Raw genomic sequence first — 26,102 nt, forward strand, 5'->3', positions numbered from 1 at the left:
CGTGTTCAAAGGACCTCCTCGGCTCACGTTGATAATCACCGCCCCTTCCGCGGACCACCCTAAACCCGTTCTCGCCCTATCCCTTGATGTCCTGAGTTCCTCATGACAATCTATCCAGAGGAGGGCTCATGAAGCCACTGGCCAGTGCGTTGTCTGTTCTTGCATTCACGCTGCTTCTGGTGAAGGGGTTCAGTTCAAGTGCCGTGATATCAACGGCCGAGGCGGCGGCACCACCGGTCGGCCAGACGGTGCTTGCAACCGCGAAGACTGCAACCAAAACGGTAACGCAGACAGCAGCGCCAAAAACAACGCAAACCGCGATAACGAAGAAAGTAACGCAAACAAAAACAGTCACGAAGACTGGATCCGCGCCCAAGGATGAGTGAGACACCTCGCTGGGGATGACCTCTCTCGCAAGAGAGGGCGCCCTCAAGGGCAGGTTCCACAGGCGCACCTTCTGGAGCGTGTCGTCTGGTGGCAAGAAATAGAGAGTACCGGGGGGACTCTTTTTGCCAGACAGCCAATGCTCCAGGGACCTACTCCCAAGGAGCGAGCGGATTGCGTGGGAATCCATAGAAGAACCACGCCAGGACTCCGACACAGAATGTCAGCATGGCTCCGCGTGGCAGCTTCGAAAGTGCCAGCGCCGACAGGATGCATTGGCTGGGAACAAACACAAGCATGTAGAACGGATAGGTGACGCGCACGTGCGCGATCAAAATGAAGAGCAGGTACGGCACTCCGACCAGCAGAAAGGCGAGGAGTGCCAGCGGATGTCGCTCCTGAATGTCTGACCAGACGAGCGGGAGAGCCAGCCAGATGAACAGCAGAATGACCAGGTTGGGCTGATCCAGGTACTGCAAAACATAGCGCGGAATACTGCCGTCTTCGACCTGCATGGATGTGACGAAATACGGCGAATTCTGAAACCCTGAAAACCAATGAAGCGGATGCACGCTGTCGCTCACGCCCGGCGATCCCAGGGTCCGGTGGTAGCTCGCCATGCTCGCGAGGTGATGGAGCGGGCTGGGAAAGGCTCCATAGACGATGTCGTAGATGCCCAGACCCGCGAGAAAACACAGTGCCGCGGGAATGCCGACGCTGAACCCGACCCGTGCGGTCGCCTTGAGCGCGGCCTTGGAGAGCCAGCGTTCCTGGCTGATCCAAACGTAGAGGACAAGCACGATGAAGACCATCGCAACGACGCCCTTGGCGAGCATGCCAATGCCGAGCGCGAGTCCAGAGAGCCACCACCTTTGCCCCGTGAATAAGTAGACCCCCAGCATCGCGAAGAAGAACGCCGGGATGTCCAGCATGGCGATCGACGAGTGAACGAACCAGAGATTCTCGAACCCGAGCAAGAAGGCGGCAAGCAGCGCGACACCGCCGTTGGTGAACCTGCGCGTGAGCAGGTAGACCAGCACGAGCGTGAAGCTGCCGGCGAGGACGGAGGGCAGACGCCAGCCGAATCCGCGGTCACCGAACATCTGGATGCTGAGTGCGATGAGCGCCTTGGCAAGAGGTGGGTGTTCCTCGTTGCATACGGTCCCATTGATCAGACACTTGGCTGCCGGTACGTAGTGTGCCTCGTCGAAAACATAGGACGCAGGCGGCTGATCGATGATGAGCAAGTGAAGCAGCATGACGACCGCCACGAGCCCCACCAGCGCCCAGTCATAATTGAGAGTCGCAGGCTTCAAACCGGTGGTGCCCTCGGACAGAAAGGCATGACGAATCAATCGAGAAAGAACGCCCATCTTTTCCATGAAGAAGAGGCGGGTTGCTCGCTCGGAGTCACCGTACCCCTGAAGTGGCGCATCCTGTTCCTGGCGCAACTCCAGTTCGAGAGTCGCGTGCGGCCGTTGAGGGCTCAAGACCGAAACCAGAGGCCCGTACACTCGGGGTAGATGGTGCTGCCGAGGCTCGAGAACGAGCGGGCGCACTCTTCCCCAAAGAAGAAGTCCAGAAGGCGCACCCCTTCGTCCATCGAAGGGAACTCATAGTCCGTGCGAATCCACATGCGCTTGAAGCCCCAGGTGTCTTCAAGCAGTTCGTAGTAGCGACGGAGCTGCTCAGGAGGCTGAAACGGGACGGAGTGCCCTGTCCCGAGCGTCTCGATAACAATGGCCGTTCCGCCAGGGCGGAGGACCCGAAGCATCTGACGAAGCCCCGCCTCGACCAGCTCTCTCCACTGGGCGGGATCCCAGAAGGTCTGGTGGCCATACGTCCATCCCGCGATGGAGAGGTCTGCGCTCGCATCTGGCACGGGGAGCGAGCCATTGTCGGCCAAGTTGACGGAGCAGTTTGTCAGCCCGAGGCGCGTCAACTCTCGCTGGGCCAGGCGGAGCATGGGGGCGGAACCGTCGAAGGCGCGCACCGAGCGAACGTGGGGCCCCAGCAACGTGGTCACACGCCCCGTTCCGGCACCGAGTTCAACGACCTCCAGACCCGCCAACGAGACCCGAGACCGGATGGCCTTGAGGAGATTGCCCTCACGGTCTTCATGCTGAACCAGGGCAGCGTACTGGTCCGGGTACGACTCGTAGACCTCGCGGGCGTCGATCATGTGTCCCTCTCTCCAAGTCCAGGCCAAGCCACCAAGGCTCGGCCTACGTCACGACATCGACCGGCACTCACTCCGGTCACTCCCAGCGCTGCCATTCTGCGCCGTCGAATGAGCAGACGTTCTTCTGCCCAATCGACCAGAGCATGCCCTCCGCATCGGTGAGCTTGTAGAAACTCTTCGGCGCGTTGCGTCCGAAGTCGACCGCCACCAGCGCCCCATTCTCCAGCACATACAATGCGCTCAGGGTCGCCACGTACAGATGCCCCTTGAACCATCGGATGTCCCAGATGTCTTCACCCAGCCCGGTCTTCAGGGCCTCCCACTTCTTCCCGCGCCCTCGCAACAACGTCCCTGACTGCCCGCCGGCGTAGACTTGTCCATCTCCGGCACAGCACACGGCGCTCAGGATGACCCGCGCTGGGCTCGTACACTGCGTCCACGCTCCCTGGTCGCAGTGCCAGATCTCTCCGTCCCAGCCGACCGCGTAGAGGTCCTTCGCGTCGAATCCGTCGAGCGCCTCGAACCCCACCACCTGGTCGCCCTTGGCCTTGGGCGCATGCATGGCCCGCCAGCGCCCTTCCCCCTCACGGCGGAAGACCTCTCGCCCCATCCCGAAGGCATAGGCATGTCCCGCGATGCACGCGCAGCCTCGAAGGTCCGCGGGCTTGGCAATCGTCTCCGAGCCCTCTTTTCCGCCGACGTATGTGAAGACCTTCCCGTCGCCCGAGACCACCACCAGCTTCTCGCTCGGTTCCTTGACGACGCACATGCCCGCTGCGTTCCAGGGAAGATCCGCGACGCTGCCGAGCGCGCCTTTGTAGACGCCTCCAAGCCGCGTGTGGGCGACCTCCTTCTTGTGCAGCTTCTTGTCCTGCAGCGCCAAATAGACAAGGTCCTTGAACCGCGCCGCTCCGCGGGAGAGCAGATGCTCCTTCGACACGCCAAGACTCGCCATTGCACGTTCCTTGAATCGGGCCCCTCCCCACTTCGAGAGAAGCCCTCTGTCCACGAACCCGTCGCTCGCGATGCAGGACCTTCATACTGGATACCCCCATGAGCAACGAGCCCTCCGTGGCGTGCCTCCACAACACACCGTGGCGGATCCGCAGCCAGGACGCCCTGGTGGAGCGCTTCCGGCGCGTCGTGGGGGCAGCTCCCAAGCAGCTCGCCTCCATCATCCGCGTCCGCCATGCGGTGGGGCCTACCGACCGGGCATGAGCCTGTCTCGACTCTCGCTCGACGCGGGCTCCTGCGACCCGTCCCACTTCATCCGAGAGTTCCGCGCCGTCACTGGGAGCCCGCCGCAGCGCTTCTCCCGCGCGGACGAGCACTGCTGACCGCGCCCGCGAACGTTCGAGAGCGGGCGGCGCGACGAAGAGAGCACGACACGTTCCTCCCTCGGCGTGGCAATCTGCGCGCGTGGCTGGGAGGCACGTTGCCCCCTCCCTCGCGAGGCTCCATGTCCACTCTTGATTCCGGCCCCGTGACCTCCTCGGTCCGGGTGGAACTCCTGACCGCGCCCTCCCTGAACTTCGCCATGGAGCAGAGTGGCGTCCCGCTCATCCGCGAAGCACGGATCCGCAACCTGGGGACTCGCGCCGTCGGGCCCATGGTCCTGGACGTTCGCCTCGAACCCGAGCTGGGGGACTCCGTTCGTATCCCCGTCCCGCTCTTACCCGCGGGAGAGGAGGTCAGCCTTGGGGTGATCGACCTGCGCCCGCCCGCCGGACACCTGCGCACCGTGCTGGAGACGGAGCGGGCCCAGCTTCGCTGGTCGCTCCAGCAGGAAGCCCAGGTGCTCGCCGAGGGGACCGCGCCGGTGGAGATCCTCCCGTACAACCACTGGCCCGGAGCGAGCGCGCCGCTCGGTCTGCTGACCACCTTCGTCACGCCCAACCATCCCGTCATCCCCGAGATCCTCAAGGACGTCCGCGCTCGGCTCGAGAAGGCCCTCGGGGATGGCGACCTGCCGGGGTACCAGCGGCACCAGCCGCAGCATGTCCTGTCGATGATGGCGGCGCTCTATGGCGCCATCCAGGACCTGGGGCTCAGCTACATCGAGGCGCCTCCCAGCTTCGAGTCCCTGGGACAAAAGGTGCGCCTGCCGGATCAGCTCCTCCGGGAGCGGATGGGCTGCTGCCTCGACGTGACGCTGCTCTTCGCGTCCGCCCTCGAGGCCATGGGGCTCCACCCGGTAATCCTCCTCGTCCACGGTCACGCGCTGCTCGCCACGTGGCTCATCGACGAGCGGTTCCCGGAGGGCCTGGTCGAGGACGCGGCCCGGTTGCGGAACCTGGTGTCGCTGGGCGCGCTGATTCCCTTCGACGCCACGGCCGCGCTGGTCGCCGGGCGCCCCCACTTCGAGCAGGCGATGCTCAAGGGACGCGAGCACCTCGCGGAGGACTCGCACTTCCGCGCCGCGCTCGACGTGCGCGTCCTGCGCCACGATGGCTACCGTCCCCTGCCCCTTCGCAAGGTCGAAGCCCCTCCCGCAGACTTCGAGTCCACCGAGCCAGCGCGCGCCCGCCTCCACACCATCCTCGCGAGCGCAGCCGCCGCGATGCCCGCGCAGGAGCCGCCACCACCACCGCCCCAGGTCGTCTCACGCTTCGCGCGGTGGAAGGAGAAGCTGCTCGACCTCACGTTGCGGAACAAGCTGCTCAACTTCCGCCTGGAGACGCGCGGCGCGCTGCCGCTGCACATGCCCGACCTCGCCGTGTTCGAGGACACCTTCTCCAGCGGTGAGAGCTTCGAGATCCACCCCGCCCCCGAGTCCAGCGGCGCGGACGTGCGCGATACCAAGCTCCAACTCGCGCGGGGAACGGCGGATGAGCTGACCGCGCGCCGCCTGCAGGACCTGGACAAGTGCCTGCTGCACTCCCCACTGCGAGAGACCGAGCTGTGGACCCGCGCGCGCCACCTGGAGCGGACCGCGCGCACCGACCTGGAGGAAGGTGGCGCTCACACGCTGTACCTCTCGCTGGGGCTGTTGCGCTGGTTGGAGCCGGGGGATCCCACCCCGCGACTCGCGCCGCTCATCCTCTACCCCGCGACGTTCCGGATCGACCGCGCCCGCAAGCGCCTGCGCATCGAGCGGCTCGCCGACGAGCCGATGGGCAACGTCACCCTCGCGGAGAAGCTGAAGCAAGACTTCGGACTCGACGCGCGGGCGCTCACGGCCTTGGAGTCCGATGAGAAGGGATTGGATGTCCCCGGCATCCTTCGCGCGGTGCGGACCGCCATCCAGAGTCGCGCGGGATGGGAGGTGCTCGAAGAGGCCCACGTTGGACTCTTCGCCTTCACGAAGTTCCTGATGTGGAAGGACCTCGCGGACAACGAGGCGGGACTGTTGTCCAATCCCCTGGTGCGACACATCGCCGCGGCGGGGACGTCCGCGCCTCCGGTGGGCGGCACCGAGTTCCGTCCCGAGAAGCTGGATGACGAGGTCCCCGTCGCCGACCTGCCCTGTGTCGTCAACGGGGACTCCACGCAGCTCGCGGCGATCGCCTCCGCGCTCTCGGGGCGCTCCTTCGTCCTTCAAGGCCCACCGGGAACGGGCAAGTCGCAGACCATCACCAACCTGATCGCCGCCGCCGTCGCGCGCGGCAAGTCCGTCCTCTTCGTCTCGGAGAAGATGGCCGCGCTGGAGGTCGTGCATCGGCGCCTGAAGGACGTGGGGCTGGACGACTTCTGCCTCGAGCTGCACAGCCACAAGAGCAACAAGAAGGAAGTGCTCGAATCCTTCGGTCGCGCCCAGGACCGGATGCGTGGCATCCACGAACCCCCGTGGGAAGACCGGTCGCGCGAGTTGGGCAAGGCCAGGACCGCGCTCAATGACTACGTGCGCGCGGTTCATCAGCGTTGGCCCTTGGGCCAGAGTTCCTACGACGGAACGAACCGACTGCTGCGCCTGCGTGAAGCCCCGTCCATCGCCCTGCCCCATCCTGCTCCCGAGGCGCTCACCGAGTCCGAACTCCGCGCGGCCCAGGAAGAGGTCGCGGCGCTCGTCAGCCCGCTGCGCAACGTCCGGGCCCTGGGGGCTCACCCCTGGGGTGCCGTGCGCGGCGTCCATTGGACGAATGCCCTGGAGGATCAGCTGCTCCGGCTGCTGGGAGAAGTTCGCACCAGCCTCGACGGCGTGGAGGCGACAGCGACGGGCCTCGCCTCGGCCCTGGGGCTCGAAGCCATTCCGAACACGACCGCGAAGCTCCGCGACCTCGCGGAGTTGGGGCTCGTGCTGTCCACAGGTCCCCTTCCTCCCGCGGCCCAACAGGACGACGGGTGGGCGCTCACCGCGCAGCGCATCCGCGAGCAGGCCGGGTGCCTGCGCGAACAGTCCTCTCGCGAGGCGGACGTCGCGTCCCGCTGGAGTCCGAGTCTCTTCTCGTTGGATCTCACCCCGCTCCAGGCCCGCTTCGAGAAGTGGGCCGGCGCCTTCGTGCTCTTCGCGTTCCTCTTCCTGTGGAGCGCGCGACGCCTGCTGACGCCTCACGTCACCCGCGCACTGCCCGGCAACCGCGACATCGCCCGAGACCTCACCACGGCGCGACAGATCGTCGCGGGCCGCCAGCGCATCGAGACGCAAGGACGGGCGCTCGAAGAGCCCCTGCGCGTCCTCACGCCCGCCGAGCAGACCCAGCCCGACGCACTGGAGAGCCTCACCCAGCGCGCCTCCCAGGCTCGCGCGCTGAAGGAAACGCTGGGCGTCGCGCGATTGCAGCTCCCGGGAACTGCGCCGGCCCGTGACGCGCTGCGGACGCAAGCCAGCGCGATGCAGAGTGCACTCGAGCGGCTCGCCCGCGCCGAGGCGGCCCTGGCCGAGACCGTGAAGGCGCATCCCTGGGAACAGCCGACCTCCGCGCAGCACCGCGCGTCCCTGCGGAGCCAGGTCGACGCCTGGCGGGTCCACCTGCGCGCGCTCAAGCCGTGGTGTCAGTACCAGGCCCAGGCCGACCGGATCCGTGCCCTCGGCTTTGGTGCCTTCATCGACGCGGTCGAGCAAGAGAACGTCGCGCCCGACGCGCTGAGCGCCGCCTTTGAGCGGGCCGTGCTGACCACCTGGTCGCGCGCCCTCCGCGACAGCGAGCCATCACTCCGGGACTTCGACGCGGACGCCCACACGGGGCGCATCGAGCGCTTCCGCCAGCTCGACCTCGCGCACGTGAGCCTCTCCCGACAGCGCGTCCTGCATCAGCTCGAACAGCGACTGCCCGTGGGCCTCGGCGCGAGCGCGGAGAGCTCCGAGCCGGGAATCCTCGCCCGAGAGCTGCGCAAGAAGCGGGGACAGATGGCGCTGCGCAAGCTGCTCGCCTCCATCCCCAACCTCGCGCGCCGACTCAAGCCGTGCTTCCTCATGAGTCCGCTGTCCATCGCGCAGTACCTGCCCGCCGACGGGCAGCGGTTCGATCTGCTTGTCTTTGACGAGGCCTCGCAGATCGGCACCCATGACGCCATCGGCGCGATCGCCCGAGCCAACCAGGTCATCGTCGTGGGTGACTCCAAGCAGCTCCCGCCCACGAGCTTCTTCAGCCGCGGCGACGACGCGGAGGCCACGCCCGACGAGAACGACGTCGTCGAGCTGGAGAGCATTCTCGAAGAGGCGCTCGCCAAGCAGTTCCCCCAGCAGATGCTGGGCTGGCACTACCGCAGCCGCCACGACAGCCTCATCGACTTCAGCAACCGGCAGTACTACGAGGGCCGCCTCCAGGTCTTCCCGGCGGCGCGTGCGCGCGTGGCGGACCTGGGCGTGAAGTGGCACCCCGTCCCGGACGGCGTCTATCAATCCAAGACCTCCGGCAAGACAGCGGCCATCAATCCCCGCGAGGCCGAGGTCCTCGTCGCGGAGCTGGTGAAGGCGCTCCGCAAGCACACGCCCCAGGAGCGCACGTTCGGCGTCGTCACCTTCAGCATGGTGCAGCAGCAGGTCATCCTGGATCTGCTCGACGCCGAGCGCGCGAAGCACCCGGAGCTCGAGGCGCACTTCACGTCCTCCGAGCCCGTCTTCGTCAAGAACCTGGAGAACGTCCAGGGCGACGAGCGCGACGAGATCTTCTTCAGCATCTGCTACGCCAAGGACACCGAAGGGAAGCTGCGGATGAACTTCGGCCCCTTGAGTCGCGCGGGCGGCGAGCGGCGACTCAACGTGGCGGTGACACGTGCCCGCTGTGCCCTGCGCATCTTCTCCACCCTGACGCATGAGCAGATCGACTTGTCGCGCACGACCTCGGTGGGCGCTCGCCATCTGCGCGAGTTCCTGCGTCGCGCCGCGGAGTCCGCCGCCCCGTCGAGCGCGAGCACACGAGAGCCCGAGGACGCGCTCCCGCAGGACGTGGCGATGGCGTTGCGCGCGCGGGGCTACACGGTCCACGCGGACGTGGGCACGGGCGGCTATCGGGTGGACCTCGCCGTGGAGCATCCTTCGCGGCCTGGGGAGTACGTGCTCGGCATCGAGTGCGATGGTCCCCACTATCGCGCGGCGTCGAGTGCCCGAGACCGTGAGCGGCTGCGGCCCGAGGTCCTGCAAGGGCTGGGGTGGCGCCTGGTTCGCGTCTGGTCGCTCGCCTGGGAGGAGGACCGTGAGGGGCAGCTCCAGCGCCTCGCGGCGGCGGTGAAGGACGCGGTGGAAGGTGCGCCACCGGCTTCGCTGGCGCCCCCGGTCGAAGACACGCCCGCCGAGGTGGACACCCTGAGCGCACCGCCGGCGGACGGGCCCGTGGCCGCAGCCACGATGCGCAGCGCGGCGGTGCAGTCCTACGTCCCCGCGACGCTCCCGGCCGTGAAGGAGGGCACGGACTTCTTCGCGCCCACGTCGGCCTCGCGCCTGCGTGAGCAACTCCAGTCCGTGCTCGAACAGGAGGGCCCCATCCACGAGGAGCTGCTCGCGCGACGCATCCAGGAGGCGTGGGGCTTGGGCAAGCTGACGCCACGGGTCCGCAAGCGGATGGAGGAGCAGCTCGCGCAGCTGATTCAGCGCGGCGCCATCCTGGCGCAGGGCGAGTTCCTCTGGCCGGAGTCTCGGAAGCCCGCGCAGTTCACGGGCTTCCGAGGCGCGCATGACGACCGGGATGTCAGCCAGATTCCTCCCGAGGAGCTGGCCAACGCCGCCGCCGCCGTGCTCGCGCATGCGCTCTCGCTGGAGCGCGATGAGTTGCTGCGCGAGACGGGGCGGCACTTCGGAGTGAGCCGGCTGACGCGCACCGTGGTGCCCGTGCTCGAAGCCGGCCTGGAGCTGCTCACCCGCGAGGGGCGGTGCACCCTCGCGGGCGAGCGGGTCATCTGGCGGGAGTAGGCGCCGGGCTCAGCGCGCGGCGTCCTGCTTCAACCCATACGTCTTGCCGCCGAACGCGAGCGTGAAGTTGGCGGGGCTGGAGACGGGGAGCTGGTAGGAGAGCTTCACCGTCACGCTGCTTCCGCTGGGGAGGGTCTGCCACGTCGGCAGCGTGAGCTGCACCCGGTGGAAGTCCCCCTTGAGGCCGCCCACGTTCGAGCCGCTGTGGTCGCTGCGAATCACGCTCAGCGTCCAACCGGACTGCTGCGACATGGTCGCGGGCGCGGACGTGGCGTAGTCAAACTGAAGCAGCGCGCCTCCGGGGATGGTCTGCCCGGAGTTGTTGGTGAGCTTCATCGCGGGGTTGATGGGGTAGTTCGCATCACCGACGGCGAAGTCTCCTACCTCCACGGCCACGTCGAGCACGTCCGTGGGCATCCCCTGGTTCGCGCGCAGGTTGCGGTACGGCGAGGCGGTCTTGAACTTGTCGTAGATGAGGTTCGTCAGCGTCGAGCCCATGAAGTACTCGCCCTGGCCGTTGTTGCGGGTGGCATCGAAGGCGTAGTCCCCCGCCAGCTCCCAGAACATGATGCCGCCGATGCCCCGGTCCACCACGTACTGGGCCTTCACCGCGATGGACTCCTCGTCCTCGGTGGAGAGGAAGACCTTCTTCGTCGCGTTCCACAGCCACGGCGCGACCATGGAGGCGCTGTAGCTGCGGACATAGGTGCCCGTGAGCTTGTCCGTGGGGTCGTTCACCGGATCCAACCCATACGCCGTCACGTAGGTGCCCTGGAGCCCCGCCTGGAGGTTCTTCGCGTGCCACATCGGGTTGCTGCCCGAGCCCACCTCGGCCCCCAGCGAGTTCTTGTCGTGCCAGAGGTTGTCGATGCCAATGGCCCCGTTGCCACACGGCACCGTCGAGCCCACGTTCGGCCCCGTGCCCGGCGGGCACTTCGTCTGGTCTCCCAGCGGCGCCGTGCCCCACAGGCCGTTCGTGCCATTGCTCACGTTCTGCCAGCCACGGGTGTAGTACGGCACGCCCAGGTTGATGCGCCCCGCTTGCAGCGCGCCTCGGAAGTAGTGATAGGCCCAGTCCGTGTTCAGGTACCCGATGCCGCCGTAGGTCCCATACACGTTCCAGTTGAGCAGCTCGCCATCCTTGCCGTCGTCGAACAGCGGCGCGTTCGGCCCCACGAACTGGTTCCAGGCACCGTGCAGGTCGTACGTCATCAGGTTGGCGTAATCCAGATACTGGGTGACCTGATACGTCTCCGTCCCTCGCAGGATCCAGCCCGAGGCCGTGGTGGCCGCCGTCAGCAGGTAGTACTTGCCGTCCGCCGCGCTCGCCGCGTCGAGCTTCTCGCGCAGCGTCTTCATCAGCGCGACATATCCCTTCATGAGTCCCGAGCGCCGAGGCGTGGCGATGGAGAAGTCATCCGGGTTGCCCGCGTTGGGCATGGACGTGGCGTACTCGAAGTCGATGTCCGCGCCGTCAAACCCATACGTGCGCAGGAACGCGACGACCGAGTCCGCGAACGTGTTGATGGCCGCCTGGTTCACCGTGTTGCTGCTCGTCGTCGTCAGCGTATAGAAGCCGCCGCTCGCCACGCGGTTGCCATTGTCATCCAGGTAGCCACCCGACTCCGCCCAGCCCCCAATGGACACCAGCGTCTTCACCGCCGGGTACTGCTTCTTGAACTTGTTGAGCAGGTTGAAGTGCCCCTTGTAGGGGAAGGCGGGATCCATCTCCGCGCCGGCCACGCCGGGCCACTCCTGCCCCGTGGCGGGGTTGTTCGGCGTGTTCGCTCCCACGGAGACCTTGTTCTGGCCATCCACGTGCGCGAACGCGTAGTTGATGTGAGTCACCTTGTTCCAGGGAATCTTCGGCACCAGATAGGACGGGGCGCCGTTCTTGCCGTCTCGCCAGCTCGTGAAGTACCCGATGATGCGGCGCGGGTGGTCCGCCCCCATCTTCTCGCGGCCCGCCGAGTCGTAGACGAGGCAGTACGGCACCGTCACGCCCGGCGTCGAGTACAGGCCATCCGGACGGCAGCCCACCGGCTCGCTTCCGCCGTTGGTGGTCGTCACGGGGAGCGCGGTGCTCGCCGCGGAGACGTTGCCCGCCGCGTCGCGCGCCTTGACAGTGAATGAGTAGGCCGTGTTCGCGGTCAGGCCCGAAACGATCGCCGAGGGGTCCGTGACGGACACGGCCAGGGTGCTGCCCTGGTACACGTCGTAGCCCGTCACGCCCTTGTTGTCCGTCGACGCGGTCCACGCCAGCGCGACGCTGGTCGGGCCCACGCTGGTGGTGCGCAGGCCGGCCGGCACGGAGGGAGGAACCGTGTCCACCTCACCGCCGGTGCCGCACGCGCCCACCAGCTTGTACCAGCCGCTCGCCGTTCCGTAGACCGGGTCCGCGGTCCAGATGGCGACGAGGGCCTCATAGAGATTGTTCTGATACACGACGCGGTCGCCGGCCTTGTAGATGGTGCTGGCGTTCCACGCGGGGACGCCGGTGCAGTCCACCGCCAGCGCCGCGCGGCTTCCCTCCAGCGACGAGGGCGACGCATCGGCGGCGTCCGAAGACAGACACGCGGTCGTGCTCGAGAGCAGCAGCATCCCCGCCAGGGACGCGCTCCTCCAAGAAAGGCAATGCATTGCATTCTCCTCGGGACACGCGGCGCGCCAGGACAGCGCACCGGGTTTCAGGACCAGGGGCCCTGTCTCAAAGAGGAAGGCACCCGCGAGTTCGGGTCACCACCCGTCCGCCGGCGCGCCTCCGCGTTCGGCAGCCGATGCACGCCGCCTGGCACACCCTCTCGCGCCACCAGCGCGCGCAGGTGCGCTCGCCCGAGCCGCAGCCGGCTGCGCACCGTCTCGAACGGAACGCAGAGCACGCCCGCCAGCTCCGGCACGCTCATGCCATGCACGTGATGCATGACCAGCACGCGGCGCTGCTCACCCGGAAGCCGCTCCAGCAGCGCATCCACGCGCTGACGCCAGAGACAGTCCTCGCGGGTGTCGTCGAGGCTCGGCGCGGCCACCTCGGCCAGCGCCTCCTCGTCGAGGCGCGAGCGCTCCAGCCGCGCGCGACGGGAGGCCGCGAAGCTCACGCGCCGCACCACCTGGTCCGCCCAGGCGACGAGCGCCCCATCGCCTCGGTAGCTGGGCAACCCTCGGTAGATGGCGACGAGGGCCTCTTGCGTGACGTCGTCCACCTCGGTGTCTCGCCGGAGCAGCCCGCGCACCCGCGTGCGGACTCGCGGCAACAGCTCCGTGAGGAGCGCTCCCACCGAGTCACGCGACCACGCATGCGGGGCCATCAAAGGGAAGCCCTGCCCCACGCCCCGCCCGCCTCCGTCCCTGCGTCTGACGCTCGCCATGTGTTCTCCCATCGCGTGCGCTGGAAAGGTCGGGCACGGGGCCGCCCGGCCCATCGGGCGCACCCGATGGGCTGGCTCGCGGCACGTCAACGCGGCACCCGCGCCCCGTGCTCCTCCGGACCCGGAGCAGCACGGGTGCCGCGGTGCCTCAGTTCAGCTCGACCACGCGGCTGGTACGGCCATCCTCGGCGCGCGCCCGCAGCAGCACCCGGCCCGCGACCCGGACCGGCTGCGCGTAGGGCAGCCAACGCTTGCCACCATCGAGCGAGTACTCGAGGCCCAGTCCGGGGAAGCGCACGTTGGCGAAGAGCTGACCGCCGCGACGCTCGGCCCCCGGCAAGGGGATGCGGTAGTTGACGCCCACCCCGTCCGGCAGCTCCCCGCGCACGTCCACGGGACGATAGGCCCCGAGCCGCGGCAGCACGTACTGGCCCAGGCTGTTGGCGAAGCGCGCCCACAGCGCGGGCATCTCGGAGACGGGCGGCAGGTCCGGGTTCCACGCGCGCTCGGCCACGCCCAGCAGCTTGGGGAACGCGAGGTACTCCATCACCTCGGGCGTCTTCACGTTCTCGCCAAAGAGCAGGCCGTGCATGCCCAGGATGTTGCGGCGGCCCTCGGCGGTGAGGTGCTCCTTCGCGTCCCAGGACTCGGGCGGAATGGGGTTGCCCATCCGGTCATGCGTCCCGTTCACGTAGACATCGAACGGGCGGTACTCGAAGGTCTTCTTCTCGTCGACGAAGTTGGCCCAGTAGTAGCCGGGCTCGTCGGGGTCCTTGTTGTACGCGAGGTCCATGTACAGGTTCGTCGCGTGCGACAGGATGACCCGGTAGCCCTGGTTGGCGTACCGGTAGGCATCATCCTCGCGGCCCCAACCCCAGACATTGCTCCACGGCATGGGGATGAAGCCCGGCAGCGCCAGCCCGTGGTGGATGATGTCGTCCCAGCCCGTCACCGCGGCGCCCGATTGGGCAATGAGGCCACCCCACCGCGAGAAGAACAGGTTGAAGCGCTCCAGGTCGCTCAGGCCCTGCGTCTCCGGATTGCCCTGGCACGCGGGAGAGCCCGCCCACCACACGTTCGCCGCCAGCGAGGGCAGCTCATCGCCGCCCGCGTGGATGGCCACCAGCCGGGCCGCGGGCACCGCGTCGTAGCGGGCCTTCAGCTCGCGCACCACCTTGCCCAGGAAGGCATACGTGGAAGACAGACACGGGTTGACGAAGTTGTCCGTATAGCCTTGCACGCTGGTGTGGCGGGACGCGTCGTTGGGGTCCACCAGGCGATACTCCTGGGCCCGCGTGGGGTCCGAGTCCCGATACTGGCGATAGCGATACTCCATGGCCTTCACCGCGGCCCGCGCGTGGCCCGGCATGTCGATCTCCGGGATGATGTCGATGTGGCGCTCGGCCGCGTAGGCGAGCAGCTCCTCGAACTCCTTCGTCGTGTAATAGCCGCTGCCCCGGCCCACGAAGTTGAGCGTCGCGGTCTCGAAGCCCTGGTAGCTCGGGGCCGCGCCCCCATTGGCCTCGGTGGGGGAGCTGGCCTTGAAGGCGACGCGATCGCCAGACCCCAGGTCGCTGCCACTACCCAGGCCGATCTGCAGCATCTCCGCCTCTTGCAGATCATGGCCGCGCCGCGAGCCGTACGTCGTCAGCTCGGGGATGCCGGGCACCTCGATGCGCCAGCCCTCGTCATCCGCCAGCCGCAGGTGCAAGGCATTGAGCTTGTAGTGGGCCATCACGTCGAGCAGCTTCTTCACCGTCTCCTTCGACTGGAAGTGCCGCGCCACATCCAGGCTCATGCCGCGGTACGCGAAGCCCGGCGCGTCGACAATGCGCACGCGGGGGAGCGCCACGGACGCAGGCCGCGCCTCGCGCTTCACCGAGGCGGTGTAGGCCGCCACGGGGACGAGCTGGCGCAGCGTCTGGATGCCATGGAACACACCCGTGGCATCCGAGCCCACCAGGGACACGGCCGAGTCCGTGACCTCCAGGGTGTAGCCCTCCGCGTCTCGGGCGCCGTCGCCATCGACATCCAGCGTGGCGTCCACGCGCAGCTCGATCCGCTCCGAGCCCGCATTCGCCTCGCGCACACTCACCGGCGCGGCGATGACGTCACCGAGCGCCGCGGCCAGATAGGCGGCCTCGCCGGACAGGCCCGGCGCGTAGCGGATGCCCACCGCGCCCTCCAGCGTCAGCACGCCGTCGCGCGCCTCCACCTGGCGGGGCTGCGGCAGCAAGCGGCCCTTGAGGTCGAGCGCCTGGAACGAGGGGTTCTCCGCATAGCGCAGGCCCGGCGTCTGGACGGGGAGCACGTCTCCCTCGAAGCGCGTGGTCTGCTTGGGGTCCGCCGCGTCCAGCCGCACGGTGGCGGGGACCGCGATGGACACCGCGTCCTGGAGGGCGCCCCCCTCGAAGACGACGCGGAAGCCGGCGGGCGCGTCCGTCTTCAGGATGGCCCAGTCGGAGGCGAGCACGGACAGCGTGCGCCGCTCCCCTGGCCGCAGGGGCGTGAAGTTCGCCAGGGGCTCCAACACGTAGGCGTCGCCGCTCTGCGCCTGCCCCGCCTTGGAGATGCGGATGCCCTGCGCCGCGAGCGCCTGGATGCCCGTCGCATCCCCCTCGCCTTCATCGAGGACGCGGCGCACGAAGCTGAAGTAGAGCTTCCATCCGGTGGCCCCCAGCTCGCGCGTGCCGCGATTCTCCAGGGTGAACTCGGAGCGGAAGAACTTCCAGCTCCCCACCGAGTTGTCCACCGGCTGCCACTCGACGGCCAGCTCCGTCGGGCGACGGCAGGCCGAGGCCAGCAACGTCACGACTGCGAGGCACAGCACGAGCCGCTTCATCGGTTCTCCCTTCGCCACGTCGCCGTGGCCATGGAAACGAATGGGTTGGAGACAGCCAGGGACTCAGAGCCACCACTCGACGCGCGCGCCCAGGTAGTGACCGACCTTCGAGCCGCCCACCGTCTGGAGGTACGGCGAGATGACGCGATCCACCGCGGCCTGGTTGTAGAGCGCGAGCGTGTAGAACAGCCGCAGGTGCGGGCGGGCCCACACGTCACGCTTCCCGGTGGGCACCAGCGTGGGGACGATGGACAGCTTCATCGCCGTGCCGAACTTCTGGTGGCCCTCGCGCAACCCCTGGAAGCTCGCCTCGTTGACCAGGTGGAACTGATCATGGAGGTACAGGGTGCTCTGCGCGCCGACCGCGTACTCGACGTACCGGTCAGAGACCGCGCCGCTCGCGCCACGCCCCGCGTGGAGGATGCCGTAGCCATTGAGGCTGAGCAGCGGGTTCACGTTGACGAGGAAGTGATCGACCGCTTCCACGCCATAGGCTCCCGAGTACTTGCCGCTCTCGGAGGGCAGGCCATAGGTGTTCCAGGTCGGCGTACCGCCCAGGCTGCCATTCGCGATGCGGCTGCCGAAGCGCACGGACGCGTCGTTGAAGCTGCCATTGCCCAGGTCCAGGTGGCCCTTCACGCCGGCCACCACGCCCACGTCCTTCGGGAGGGTCCGCTGCTCATCGCCCAGGCGGGTGACGGCCTGGGGCAGCGAGTGCACCTCGGCCAGCAGGTGCACGGAGTGCTTGTTGGGGAAGGCTTGCGTGTACTGCGCCACCAGCACCGTGCGCTGGCGCCGCTGATCCGGCTTGCCGTCGCCATCCGTGTCGATGGCGTACTCCGCGAGGGTCGCGGAGGTCTGGAGCAGCACCGCCACGTCCAGCGGGCCGTACTGCATGCCCAGGCCCTGCGCGGACAGGTTGTTGAAGTACCAGTAGTCAGACAGGTACACGTTCGTGCCGCGATAGAAGCGCACGCCGCCCCAGAACTTCAGGCCCGGCAGCAGGATGTTCCCCGCCGCGACGTAGGCCTCGCCCAGCTCGAGCGCCAGCGTCGAGCTGAAGCGGTTGCTGGTGAGGCCAATGAACAGGCCGTTGTCCGCCCACATCGCCGGCGTCAGCACCGCGTACGCATAGGGCGCGTCCGGGCTGCTCTCCGCTTGCTTCAGCAGGTGCAGCTTGAGGGAGGGCTCCAGATAGTCACCCTCCTCCAGCCGACCGCCCACGGAGCGGCCCGTGAGGTTGAAGGTCTTTCCCTGGATGAACTCGCCGCTGGTGGGCGCCCAGCCCACGCCGACGCGGCCGTACATGGAGAACTCCAGCCGGTCCGCCAGGGATTGCGCGCTCGCGGACGACGCCAGCAAGAGACTCAGCGCGGCCACGAGCAGGCGCGCCGGACGGGACTGGAACAGGGGAACTGCGGGGCCACCGGGAATCATGTGTGAACCTCCGGGCAAGGCACGGCCAGCCCCTCCTCTTCGGAGGGGTTGAATCAGTGAGGGAGACTGCGACTGGAAGGGGTGTCGGCTAGAGCATGGCGCGCAGCTCGTCCGCGACGCGGTCCGCGGTGGGGCCGAGGATGACCTGCACGCTGCCACTGGCGGGCTTCACCACGCCGCGCGTCCCGAGCCCCTGGAGCTTCGCGTCGTTGACGAGCTGCTCATCGGCCACGCTCAACCGCAGCCGCGTGGTGCAGCTCTCCACGACGCGCACGTTGCCAGCGCCGCCCAGCGCATCGAGCATGGCGCGCGCGAGGATGCGGTGCTCGCCGCCCGAGGCCCCCTGGGCCTGGAGCACGCGCTGCACCTCGCCTGCAATGACATCCGCCTCGGGCCCGATGATGACCTGCACGCTGCCCGCCGCCGGGCGCAGCACCCCGCGCACGCCCAGCTGCTTCAGCGCGACCTCATCCACCCGCGCGCCGTCCTGGACCTGAAGCCGAAGCCGCGTGGTGCAGGCGTCGACCTCCTTCACGTTGAGCGCACCGCCGAGGGCTCGCAGGTAGGCCTCGCCGCGCGCCAGCACGGGCACCGCGTCTCCGATGCCGACAGGCGCGCTCGCGACGACGGCCTGCTCATCCTCGCGGCCCAGCGTCTTGAGGTTGAAGCGCGCGATGACCACGCGGAAGACGCCGTAGTAGACGAGGCCGTAGCCCAGGCCCACCGGCAGCAACCAGAGCGGGTGCGTGGACTTGCCGTAGTTCAGCACGTAGTCGAACAGCCCCGCGGAGAAGCCAAAGCCCAGCTTCACGCCGAGGGCATCCATGATGACGTGCGACAGGCCCGTCATCACCGCGTGCAGCACGTAGAGCAGCGGCGCCAGGAACATGAAGGCGAACTCGACGGGCTCGGTGACACCCGTCAGCGCCGAGGTGAGCGCCATGGACAGCAGCACCCCGCCCACGCGCGCGCGGTTCTTCGAGGGTGCCGCGTGGTACATCGCGAGGCACGCGGCGGGCAGGCCGAACATCATCACCGGGAAGAAGCCCGCCATCATCGCGCCCGCGGACGGGTCTCCCGCGAAGAAGCGCTTCAGGTCGCCCGTCACGCCGTTGTAGTCACCGAGCACGAACCACGCGAGGTTGTTGATGATGTGGTGCAGCCCCGTGACGATGAGCAGGCGGTTGAGGAAGCCGTAGACGAACAGCCCCAGGCTCCCCGCGCTCATCACCGAGCGGCTGAACCCATCCAGCCCCATCTCGACCACGGGCCAGCCGTACCCGAACGCGAGCGCATAGAGAAGACAGACGCTGCCCGTCACGATGGGCACGAAGCGCCGACCACCGAAGAACGCGAGGTACTCGGGCAGCTTCATGTCCTTGAAGCGGTTGTAGAGAAAGCCCGCGCTCAGGCCCGAGAGGAGACCGACGGGCGTGCTGATCTTCGCCGCGAGCCGCGCCTTGTACGTCGAGAGCGCCAGGTCGCGTGCGGCACCCGCCAGGCCCGCCGTCACCTCGGGGGGAATGGTGATGAGCGCCTCCGTCCCCTTGATGACGATGAAGTAGCCCACCGCGCCCGCGAGCCCCGCCGCGCCGTGGTTCTCCCGAGCGAAGCCCACGGCCACGCCCACCGCGAACAACAGCCCGAGGTTGGAGAAGATGGCGTCGCCCGCCGCCGCCAGGAAGGCGATGTCGAGCAGGTCCGGTTGCCCCAAGCGGAGCAACAAGCCCGCGATGGGCAGCACGGCAATGGGCAGCATCAGCGCGCGCCCGAGCTGTTGCACTCCACCAAACGTGTTTCTCACCACGATGTACCTCCGTTGTGGGGCCGGCCGCCTACAGGCCGGGCCAGGTGCTCCTCACCAGCGCGCGTACCGCCTCCGCGCTCTCCAGCGACAAAGCCGCCCGCGCGACCTGCTCGCAGTGCGCGAGCGAGAGCGTGCGGAGGGCCGCCTTCACATCCGGGATGACGGCGGGCGTGGCGGACAACTCCGTCACGCCCAGCCCCACGAGCAGCGGCGCGGCGAGCGGCTCCGAGGCCACGCCGCCACACACCGCCACCGGCCGGCCATGCACGCGCGCGCCCTCCACCGTCTTCGCCACCAGCCGCAGCACTCCGGGGTGCAGTCCATCCAACCGCGACGCCAGCTCCGCGTTGCCGCGGTCCATGGCCAGCACGTACTGCGTGAGGTCATTGGTCCCGATGGAGAGGAAGTCCGCCGCCGCCGCGAGCTGATCTGCGAGCACGGCCGCCGCGGGCACCTCCACCATCGCGCCCAGGGCAATGGGCTCCGCGCGCCCCAGGGCCCCGCGCTCGGCCTCGACCACGGCGCGCACGGCCCGCAGCTCGTCAGCGGACGTCACCATCGGGACGAGGATGCGGCACGCGCCCCGAGGCTGGACGCGCAAGATGGCGCGCACCTGAGCACGCAGCAGCTCCGGTGAGCGCAGGGACACGCGCACGCCGCGCAGGCCGAGCACGGGGTTCTCCTCCCGAGGGAGCGGCAGGTAGGCCAGCGGCTTGTCTCCGCCGACATCCAGCGTGCGGATGACCAGCGGCCGCCCCTGCAGGGCATCGGCGATCTCTTGATAGCGCGCGGTCTGCTCCTCCTCGTCGGGCGCGTGGACCCGCTCCAGGAAGAGGAACTCGGTGCGCAAGAGGCCACAGCCCTCCGCGCCCTTCTCAAAGGCAGACAGGGCATCGGCGGGCCGGCCCAGGTTGGCGAACACCTCGATGCGCACGCCGTCCGCGGTGCGGCACTCCTCGTGCGCGTTCGCGAGCCGCGCGCTGCGACGCTCCGCTCGCGCCGCGAGGCCTCGCGTGGTGACCTCACGCGTGGACTCGGACGGGAAGACGCGCACCTGCCCCGAGTCGCCTTCGAGCACGAGCGGCGCACCGTCCGGAATGCCCAGCGCCGAGGCGCCCATCGCGACCACCGCGGGGATGCCCATCCCCGCGGCCAGGATGGCCACATGCGAGGTGGGCCCGCCGCGCGCCATACACAAACCTGCAACGCGCCGAGGGTCGAGCGCCGCCAGCTCCGAGGGCAGCAGCTCGTCCGCGACGAGGATGGCATCGGGCGGAAGCTCGGCGGGCACTCGCGAGTGCGCACGCCCCATCAACTCCGCGACCACGCGCCGCGCCAGGTCCCGCAGGTCCGAGGCACGCTCAGCCAGACGCGCATCCTCCAACCCCACGAGGGCGGCGGCCTGACGCTCGACGACGGCACGCCAGGCCCACGGGGCGCTGCGACCTTGGGCCACCTCACGGCGCGCGGCCTCGAGCAACTCCGGATCCTCCAGCAGCGCGAGGTGCGCGCCGAAGATGTCTCCGCGCGCTCCAGCCCCTGGCCCCGCCGCGTGCGCGGCCTGAATCTCGGCGCGCACGCGCGCGAGGGCTTCATCGAGGCGCGCCGACTCATGCTCCAGACCCGCGCCTACCTCGGGTACCTCGAAGGTCAGCTCCGTGACACGCACCGCGCGCCCCAGCGCGAGCCCCGGAGACGCGAGCGTGCCGGAGAGGATCCGCTCGCCCTGCGCGGCATCCAGCTCGGGCACGGTCGAGGCAGGCACCGGAACGGGCATCGACACGGCCACGCCGGGCGCGGCCCGAAGGTGAATCGCCTCGCCGAGTCCCGCGGCCACCCACTCCACCAACTCGCGCGCCACCTGCTCCGCGCCCTCGCCTTCCACCTGGAGGGACAAGGTGTCGCCGTGCACCGCGCCCAGCGCCATGAGCGCGGACACGCTCTTGCCGTTGGCCGTACGCCCCTTGCAGGTCAGCACCACACCGCCCAGGTGCTGCCGGGCGCGCAGCGCGAACGCCGCCGCCGGACGCGCATGCAGTCCGTGCGCGAGGAGCAAGCGGACCTCACGCAGCACCCGCGCTTCTGCCTCCGCCTCGCTCGCGCGCGCCGCATCCCCGGTGACGGTGAGCAGCGGCTCACCCGCCTGGACCGAGCGACCCTCCACACAGTCCGACACGGTGTAGCCCTCGGCGTTGACCACCACCATGAGGGTCTGGAGGCTGCGCGCCTTGCGAGCGAGCAGGTCCATGTCGAAGGTGATGAGCAACGCTCCAGCGCGCACCTGCTGCCCGGTCTGGACGTGGCTGGTGAAGCCCTCTCCGCGCAGCATCACGGTGTCGATGCCGATGTGCAGGAGGATCTCCGCACCCGTCGACGCGCGCAGCGTGCACGCGTGACGTGAGGCATGCACGGACATGACGACGCCATCACACGGCGCGCGCAGCTCGGGGGACGTAGGGTCCACGGCCACGCCGTCACCCATCAGTCGCTGGGAGAAGGCCGGATCCGGCACCTCCTCCAAGCGCGCGGCCCACCCCGAGACGGGTGAGACCAACCGCAGACGCGCCGCCGCGACATCCGCGCGGGCCACCGAAGCACGGCTCATCGCTCACCCTCCTGCCGCAGCCACGTCATCGCGCGTCGCAGATTGCCGCCGGCTCGCGCCAACGCCGCGTCCACGCGCCCGTCATCCCATCCGCCCAGCCGCAGCACCGCCCGCTTGACGGTGCCATGTCGCGCGAGGGCCTCCGCGGCACTCGCCCCATCCACGTTCGCCAGTCGAGCCACCATCGCCACGCAGCGCTGACGCAGCTTCGCGTTCTCGGGCCGCACGTCGACCATCAGGTTGTCGAACACGTGCCCCAGGCGCGCCATGACCGCCGACGAGAAGAGGTTGAGCACGACCTTCTGCGCCGTGCCCGCACCGAGTCGCGTCGAGCCCGCGATGACCTCCGCCCCGGTCGAGACCACGAGCGAGTGCGCGGCCGTCCGCCCCAGCGGTGAGTCCGGACGACATGCCACCGCCACCGTGAGCGCATCGCGACCGCGCGCCTCGGACACCACGCCGACCGTGAAGGCACTGTGGCCACTGGCCGAGACGCCCACCACCACGTCCCCCGGCCCCAGTCGCGCCGCGCGCGCCCGCTCCGCGCCAGCAGCCGCGTCATCCTCCGCCGCGGCGTCGAAGCCGTGCGTGAGGTCCAACCCACCCGCGATCAACGTCAGCGTCCGCGCGGTGGGCCAATCGAACGTGGGCCCCAGCTCCAGCGCGTCCAACGCCGCCAGCACTCCGGACGAACCCGCGCCGGCGTACACCAGCCGGCCGTCCGTCTTCGACAGCCGCTCCACCGCCGCATCCACCGCCCCACCCAGCCCCGGCAGCACGGACAGGCACGCCGCCACCGCCCGGGACTGCCCGCTCCACAGCGACTCCAGGACGTCCACCGTCCCCCAGGTATCCAACCCCTGGAAGCGGCAGGCCATCTCCTCCGTGTCCTCCACCATGACCGTGTCCCCCCGTTCAAACTGGTATCAAACTGGACTCAACGACAATACCAGCAAAAAACGCGTTTTCAAGGACCACCACGCAAATCAAACTAGCCACATTGCGTCAACGAACGGCCATTGCACAGAATCTCACAGTTAATTCAGCAAGGTACGCGGGCGACTTCTCAGCACTTTCAGGATTGGCCGAGAGGACCTCTGGTGCTATATTGGTATTCAACTGGTTCGACACCTGGAGTAACGACATGTCGGTGGATCCCCGCAGAGGCGCCCCGTTCGACAAGGGAGCGATCTCGAGCGCGCTTCCCATGCCGCTCTATCTCCAGCTCGCGCGACACCTGCGAGGCCTCATCGTGGGCGGGCATCTGGGCCACCTGGACGCGTTGCCCGGCGAGCGCGAGTTGGTGGAGACCTTCGGCGTGTCACGCGTCACGGTGCGCAAGGCGCTGCGTGAACTCCAGACGGAGGGCCTGCTCCAGCAACGTCAGGGCGCCGGCACGTTCGTCAACCGCGTGCCGTATGTGGAGCAGCGCCTGTCCACGCTGACGAGCTTCTCGGATGACATGGCCTCGCGCGGGTTGTCGGCGGGCTCGGTGTGGCTCCAGCGACTGGTGGCGGTCGCCACGCCGGAAGAGACGCTGTCCTTGGGCTTGAGTCCGGGCGCGACGGTGAGCCGCCTGCATCGACTGCGCACGGCCAATGACACGCCCATGGCGCTGGAGCTGGCCGTGGTGCCCACGCGGTTCCTGCCGGATCCGCGCACGGTGGAGGGCTCGCTGTACGGCGTGCTGCGCGCCCGAGGCCACACGCCGTTCCGTGCGCTCCAACGACTGTCCGCGGTGCAGCTCACCGCCGAGCAGGCCGGACACCTGGGCGTGCGCGAAGGCACGGCGGCCCTGTCCATCGAGCGGCGCACGCTGCTGGAGGACGGCACGCCGCTGGAGCTGGTGCGCTCTCAGTACCGCGGGGACGCCTATGACTTCGTCGTCGAGCTGAACATGACCGGAGGCCCGAGCCCCCAGGAGCCCCACCGATGATCTCCTCTCATCCCCTGCCCGTCATGGCGCGCGAGGCAGCGCAGAGCGCGGAGGTCGCGCGGCTCCAGCTCCTGCACTGCGAGGACGCCTTCGCGGAGCTGGGCGAGCGGCTGAGGCACCATCCGCCGCGCTTCGTCGTCACCTGCGCGCGCGGCAGCTCGGACCACGCGACCGTGTACGGCAAGTACCTCATCGAGACGGTGATGGGTCGCGCCGTCGCCTCGGTGGGCCCCAGCATCGCGTCCATCTACGGCGCGCACGCGCTCGACTTGCGCGACGCGCTCTTCATCGCCGTCTCGCAGTCCGGGCGCAGTCCCGACCTGCTGCGCATGACGGAGGCCGCGCGCGCGGGCGGCGCCTTCGTGGTGGGCTTCGTCAACGACCCAACCGCGCCGCTCACCTCGCGCTGTGACCTCGCGCTGCCGCTGTGCGCGGGACCCGAGCGGAGCGTCGCCGCCACCAAGTCCTATCTGCTCTCGGGCCTCGCCTTCCTTCGACTGGTGGCGCACTGGTCCGGAGATGCGTCGCTGCGCGAGGCAGTGGCCGCGCTCCCCGAGGCGCTGGAGGCCGCGCGCGCGCTCGACTGGTGGCCGGCGCTGAGCGGACTCACGGACGCGCGAAGCCTGTACGTCGTCGGCCGTGGCAGTGGCCTGGGCGCCGCGCTGGAGCTGGCGCTCAAGCTCAAGGAGACCTGCCGCCTGCACGCGGAAGCCTTCAGCTCGGCCGAGGTGCTTCATGGTCCCCTCGGGCTCGTGCGGCCAGGGTTCCCGGTGCTCGCGCTGGGGCAGGACGATGGAACCGCGGAGGGGACGCGCGCGGTGGTGAAGCGCATGCTGGAGCTGGGCGCCGAGGTCCGCTCGGTGCTCCCCGTCCCCGGCGCGACGCCACTGCCGACTGTTTCAGACCTGCCCGCGGTCCTCGCCCCGCTGTGTCAGGTGCAGAGCTTCTACATGGCGGTCCATCGGCTCGCCTCGGCTCGCGGGTTGGATCCCGACGCGCCGGCCCACTTGCGCAAGGTGACGGAGACCGTGTGATGACGCAGGCACTGCTGGGCCCACGCGTGTTCACGGGAGACCGCATGCTCGACGGGCACGCGGTCGTGTTCGAGTCCGGCCGCATCGTCGCGGTGACGCCCGCGCACGCGCTGCCCGAGGGCGTCGCGAAGCACCGACTCCCCGATGACCACCTGCTCGCCCCGGGCTTCATCGACCTCCAGGTCAACGGCGCGGGCGGCGTGCTCTTCAACGACACGCCCACCGTCGATGCCGCGCTCGCCATCGCGGCGGCCATGCGACGCAGCGGCACCACGGGCCTCTTGCCCACGTTCATCACGGACGCGCCCGACCGGACCGCGCGAGCCTGTGCGGCCATCGAAGCGGCCCTCGAGCGCGAGGGCAGCGGCGTCCTCGGCTTGCACCTGGAGGGCCCCTTCATCAGCCCGGAGCGCCCCGGCGTGCATGACACCCGCTACATCCGGGAGCCGGACGAAGCCACGCTCGCCGCCCTCTGCACCCTCGCGCAGCGCCTCACACGACAGGGGGCGCGCCTGCTCATGACCCTGGCCCCCGAGCGCGTGCCGGACGCGGCCATCGCGCGACTGGTCGCGGCGGGGGCGGTGCTGGCCGCTGGACACACCGCCGCCAGCCATGAGCGCACGCGACAGGCGGTCCGCGCGGGCGTGCGCGGCTTCACGCATCTCTTCAACGCCATGCCGCCCCTGGGGAACCGACAGCCTGGACCCGTGCTCGCGGGACTGGATTCGGACGAGGCGTGGTGCAGCGTCATCGCGGACGGCTTTCACGTGCACCCCGCCAACCTCCGCCTGCTGCTCAAGGTGAAGCCGCCCGGCAAGGTCGTGCTCGTGACGGATGCCATGTCTCCCGTGGGCACGGCCGCGACGTCGTTCACGCTGTGCGGTCGCACCATCCTTCGCCGCGACGGCCGGCTCGTGACCGAGGACGGGACGCTGGCGGGCGCGGACATCGACCTCGCGCAAGCGGTGCGCAACGCCGTCGAGTGGCTCGGCGTATCGCTCGACGAGGCGCTGCGCATGGCCTCGCTGTATCCGGCGCGCGCGCTCGGAATGGAGCAGGAGCGCGGGCGCATCGCGGCGGGACATCGCGCGGACCTCACGCTGCTGCGCGCGGATCTCACCATCGCGGCCACGTGGGTGGCGGGAAGAGAACATCGCCCGGAGGACCTCGCGGTCGCGACGGATTGACCCGGATTAATGCGGGCGCACCTCTCCAGGGATGC

17 protein-coding genes are annotated in these 26,102 nt (G+C 68.9%); 7 read left to right on the forward strand and 10 right to left on the reverse strand.

Annotation, left to right across the window (positions count from 1 at the left end; all coding sequences use genetic code 11):
* Positions 1-128 precede the first annotated feature (128 nt).
* Positions 129-386 (forward strand): hypothetical protein, encoded by a 258-nt coding sequence (locus JGU66_33910; GenBank protein ID MBJ6765778.1) that lies wholly within the window; start codon positions 129-131, stop codon positions 384-386.
* 150 nt (positions 387-536) lie between these two features.
* Here the strand turns inward: JGU66_33910 and JGU66_33915 are convergent, their stop codons facing one another.
* The 3 genes from JGU66_33915 to JGU66_33925 form a co-directional block, all read right to left on the reverse strand.
* Positions 537-1,874 carry a glycosyltransferase family 39 protein gene (locus JGU66_33915; GenBank protein ID MBJ6765779.1) on the reverse strand — a complete coding sequence of 446 codons (1,338 nt, stop codon included), beginning with the start codon at positions 1,872-1,874 and terminating at the stop codon, positions 537-539.
* Positions 1,871-2,566, reverse strand: coding sequence for a methyltransferase domain-containing protein (locus tag JGU66_33920; GenBank protein ID MBJ6765780.1), 696 nt, complete (start codon positions 2,564-2,566; stop codon positions 1,871-1,873). The genes JGU66_33915 and JGU66_33920 overlap by 4 nt, the downstream gene beginning before the upstream one ends.
* A gap of 76 nt (positions 2,567-2,642) precedes the next feature.
* Positions 2,643-3,521 carry a hypothetical protein gene (locus tag JGU66_33925; protein ID MBJ6765781.1) on the reverse strand — a complete coding sequence of 293 codons (879 nt, stop codon included), beginning with the start codon at positions 3,519-3,521 and terminating at the stop codon, positions 2,643-2,645.
* A 98-nt stretch (positions 3,522-3,619) separates the two neighbouring features.
* Here JGU66_33925 and JGU66_33930 point away from each other — a divergent pair, with 98 nt between their 5' ends.
* The 3 genes from JGU66_33930 (at position 3,620) to JGU66_33940 (ending at position 9,854) form a co-directional block, all read left to right on the forward strand.
* A complete protein-coding gene (locus JGU66_33930) occupies positions 3,620-3,784 on the forward strand; it encodes a hypothetical protein (protein ID MBJ6765782.1) in 165 nt (54 codons plus the stop codon).
* Positions 3,781-3,903: a helix-turn-helix transcriptional regulator gene (locus JGU66_33935; protein MBJ6765783.1), complete on the forward strand. Its 123-nt coding sequence runs from the start codon at positions 3,781-3,783 to the stop codon at positions 3,901-3,903. The genes JGU66_33930 and JGU66_33935 overlap by 4 nt, the downstream gene beginning before the upstream one ends.
* A 122-nt stretch (positions 3,904-4,025) precedes the next feature.
* A complete protein-coding gene (locus JGU66_33940) occupies positions 4,026-9,854 on the forward strand; it encodes a DUF3320 domain-containing protein (protein ID MBJ6765784.1) in 5,829 nt (1,942 codons plus the stop codon).
* A gap of 9 nt (positions 9,855-9,863) precedes the next feature.
* On the opposite strand, the gene JGU66_33945 is transcribed toward JGU66_33940, so the two are convergent.
* The 7 genes from JGU66_33945 to JGU66_33975 form a co-directional block, all read right to left on the reverse strand.
* The gene (locus JGU66_33945) at positions 9,864-12,494 is read right to left on the reverse strand and encodes a chitinase C-terminal domain-containing protein (GenBank protein MBJ6765785.1); all 2,631 of its coding nucleotides are present in this window, start codon (positions 12,492-12,494) and stop codon (positions 9,864-9,866) included.
* Between the two features lie 47 nt (positions 12,495-12,541).
* A complete protein-coding gene (locus JGU66_33950) occupies positions 12,542-13,159 on the reverse strand; it encodes a sigma-70 family RNA polymerase sigma factor (GenBank protein ID MBJ6765786.1) in 618 nt (205 codons plus the stop codon).
* Between the two features lie 208 nt (positions 13,160-13,367).
* Positions 13,368-16,061: a carbohydate-binding domain-containing protein gene (locus JGU66_33955; GenBank protein ID MBJ6765787.1), complete on the reverse strand. Its 2,694-nt coding sequence runs from the start codon at positions 16,059-16,061 to the stop codon at positions 13,368-13,370.
* A gap of 63 nt (positions 16,062-16,124) precedes the next feature.
* Complete coding sequence (locus tag JGU66_33960; GenBank protein ID MBJ6765788.1) at positions 16,125-17,498, reverse strand: carbohydrate porin; 1,374 nt, start codon at positions 17,496-17,498, stop codon at positions 16,125-16,127.
* 88 nt (positions 17,499-17,586) lie between these two features.
* Entirely contained in the window at positions 17,587-19,305 is a 1,719-nt protein-coding gene (locus JGU66_33965) for a PTS transporter subunit EIIC (GenBank protein ID MBJ6765789.1), read from the reverse strand.
* 28 nt (positions 19,306-19,333) lie between these two features.
* Positions 19,334-21,910 carry a phosphoenolpyruvate--protein phosphotransferase gene (gene ptsP / locus JGU66_33970; GenBank protein ID MBJ6765790.1) on the reverse strand — a complete coding sequence of 859 codons (2,577 nt, stop codon included), beginning with the start codon at positions 21,908-21,910 and terminating at the stop codon, positions 19,334-19,336.
* The gene (locus JGU66_33975) at positions 21,907-22,809 is read right to left on the reverse strand and encodes an N-acetylmuramic acid 6-phosphate etherase (protein MBJ6765791.1); all 903 of its coding nucleotides are present in this window, start codon (positions 22,807-22,809) and stop codon (positions 21,907-21,909) included. The genes ptsP and JGU66_33975 overlap by 4 nt, the downstream gene beginning before the upstream one ends.
* Positions 22,810-23,054: 245 nt before the next feature.
* On the opposite strand from JGU66_33975, the gene JGU66_33980 reads away from it, so the two are divergent.
* Genes JGU66_33980 through nagA form a run of 3 tightly spaced genes read left to right on the forward strand, consistent with a single transcriptional unit; the run spans position 23,055 to position 26,067 of the window.
* Entirely contained in the window at positions 23,055-23,846 is a 792-nt protein-coding gene (locus JGU66_33980) for a GntR family transcriptional regulator (GenBank protein ID MBJ6765792.1), read from the forward strand.
* Positions 23,843-24,880 (forward strand): SIS domain-containing protein, encoded by a 1,038-nt coding sequence (locus JGU66_33985; protein ID MBJ6765793.1) that lies wholly within the window; start codon positions 23,843-23,845, stop codon positions 24,878-24,880. Before JGU66_33980 ends, JGU66_33985 begins: the two co-directional genes overlap by 4 nt.
* The gene (gene nagA, locus JGU66_33990; protein MBJ6765794.1) at positions 24,880-26,067 is read left to right on the forward strand and encodes an N-acetylglucosamine-6-phosphate deacetylase; all 1,188 of its coding nucleotides are present in this window, start codon (positions 24,880-24,882) and stop codon (positions 26,065-26,067) included. The genes JGU66_33985 and nagA overlap by 1 nt, the downstream gene beginning before the upstream one ends.
* The last annotated feature ends 35 nt before the right edge of the window (positions 26,068-26,102 follow it).

It is taken from the genome of Myxococcaceae bacterium JPH2 (assembly GCA_016458225.1).
Taxonomy (GTDB): domain Bacteria; phylum Myxococcota; class Myxococcia; order Myxococcales; family Myxococcaceae; genus Citreicoccus.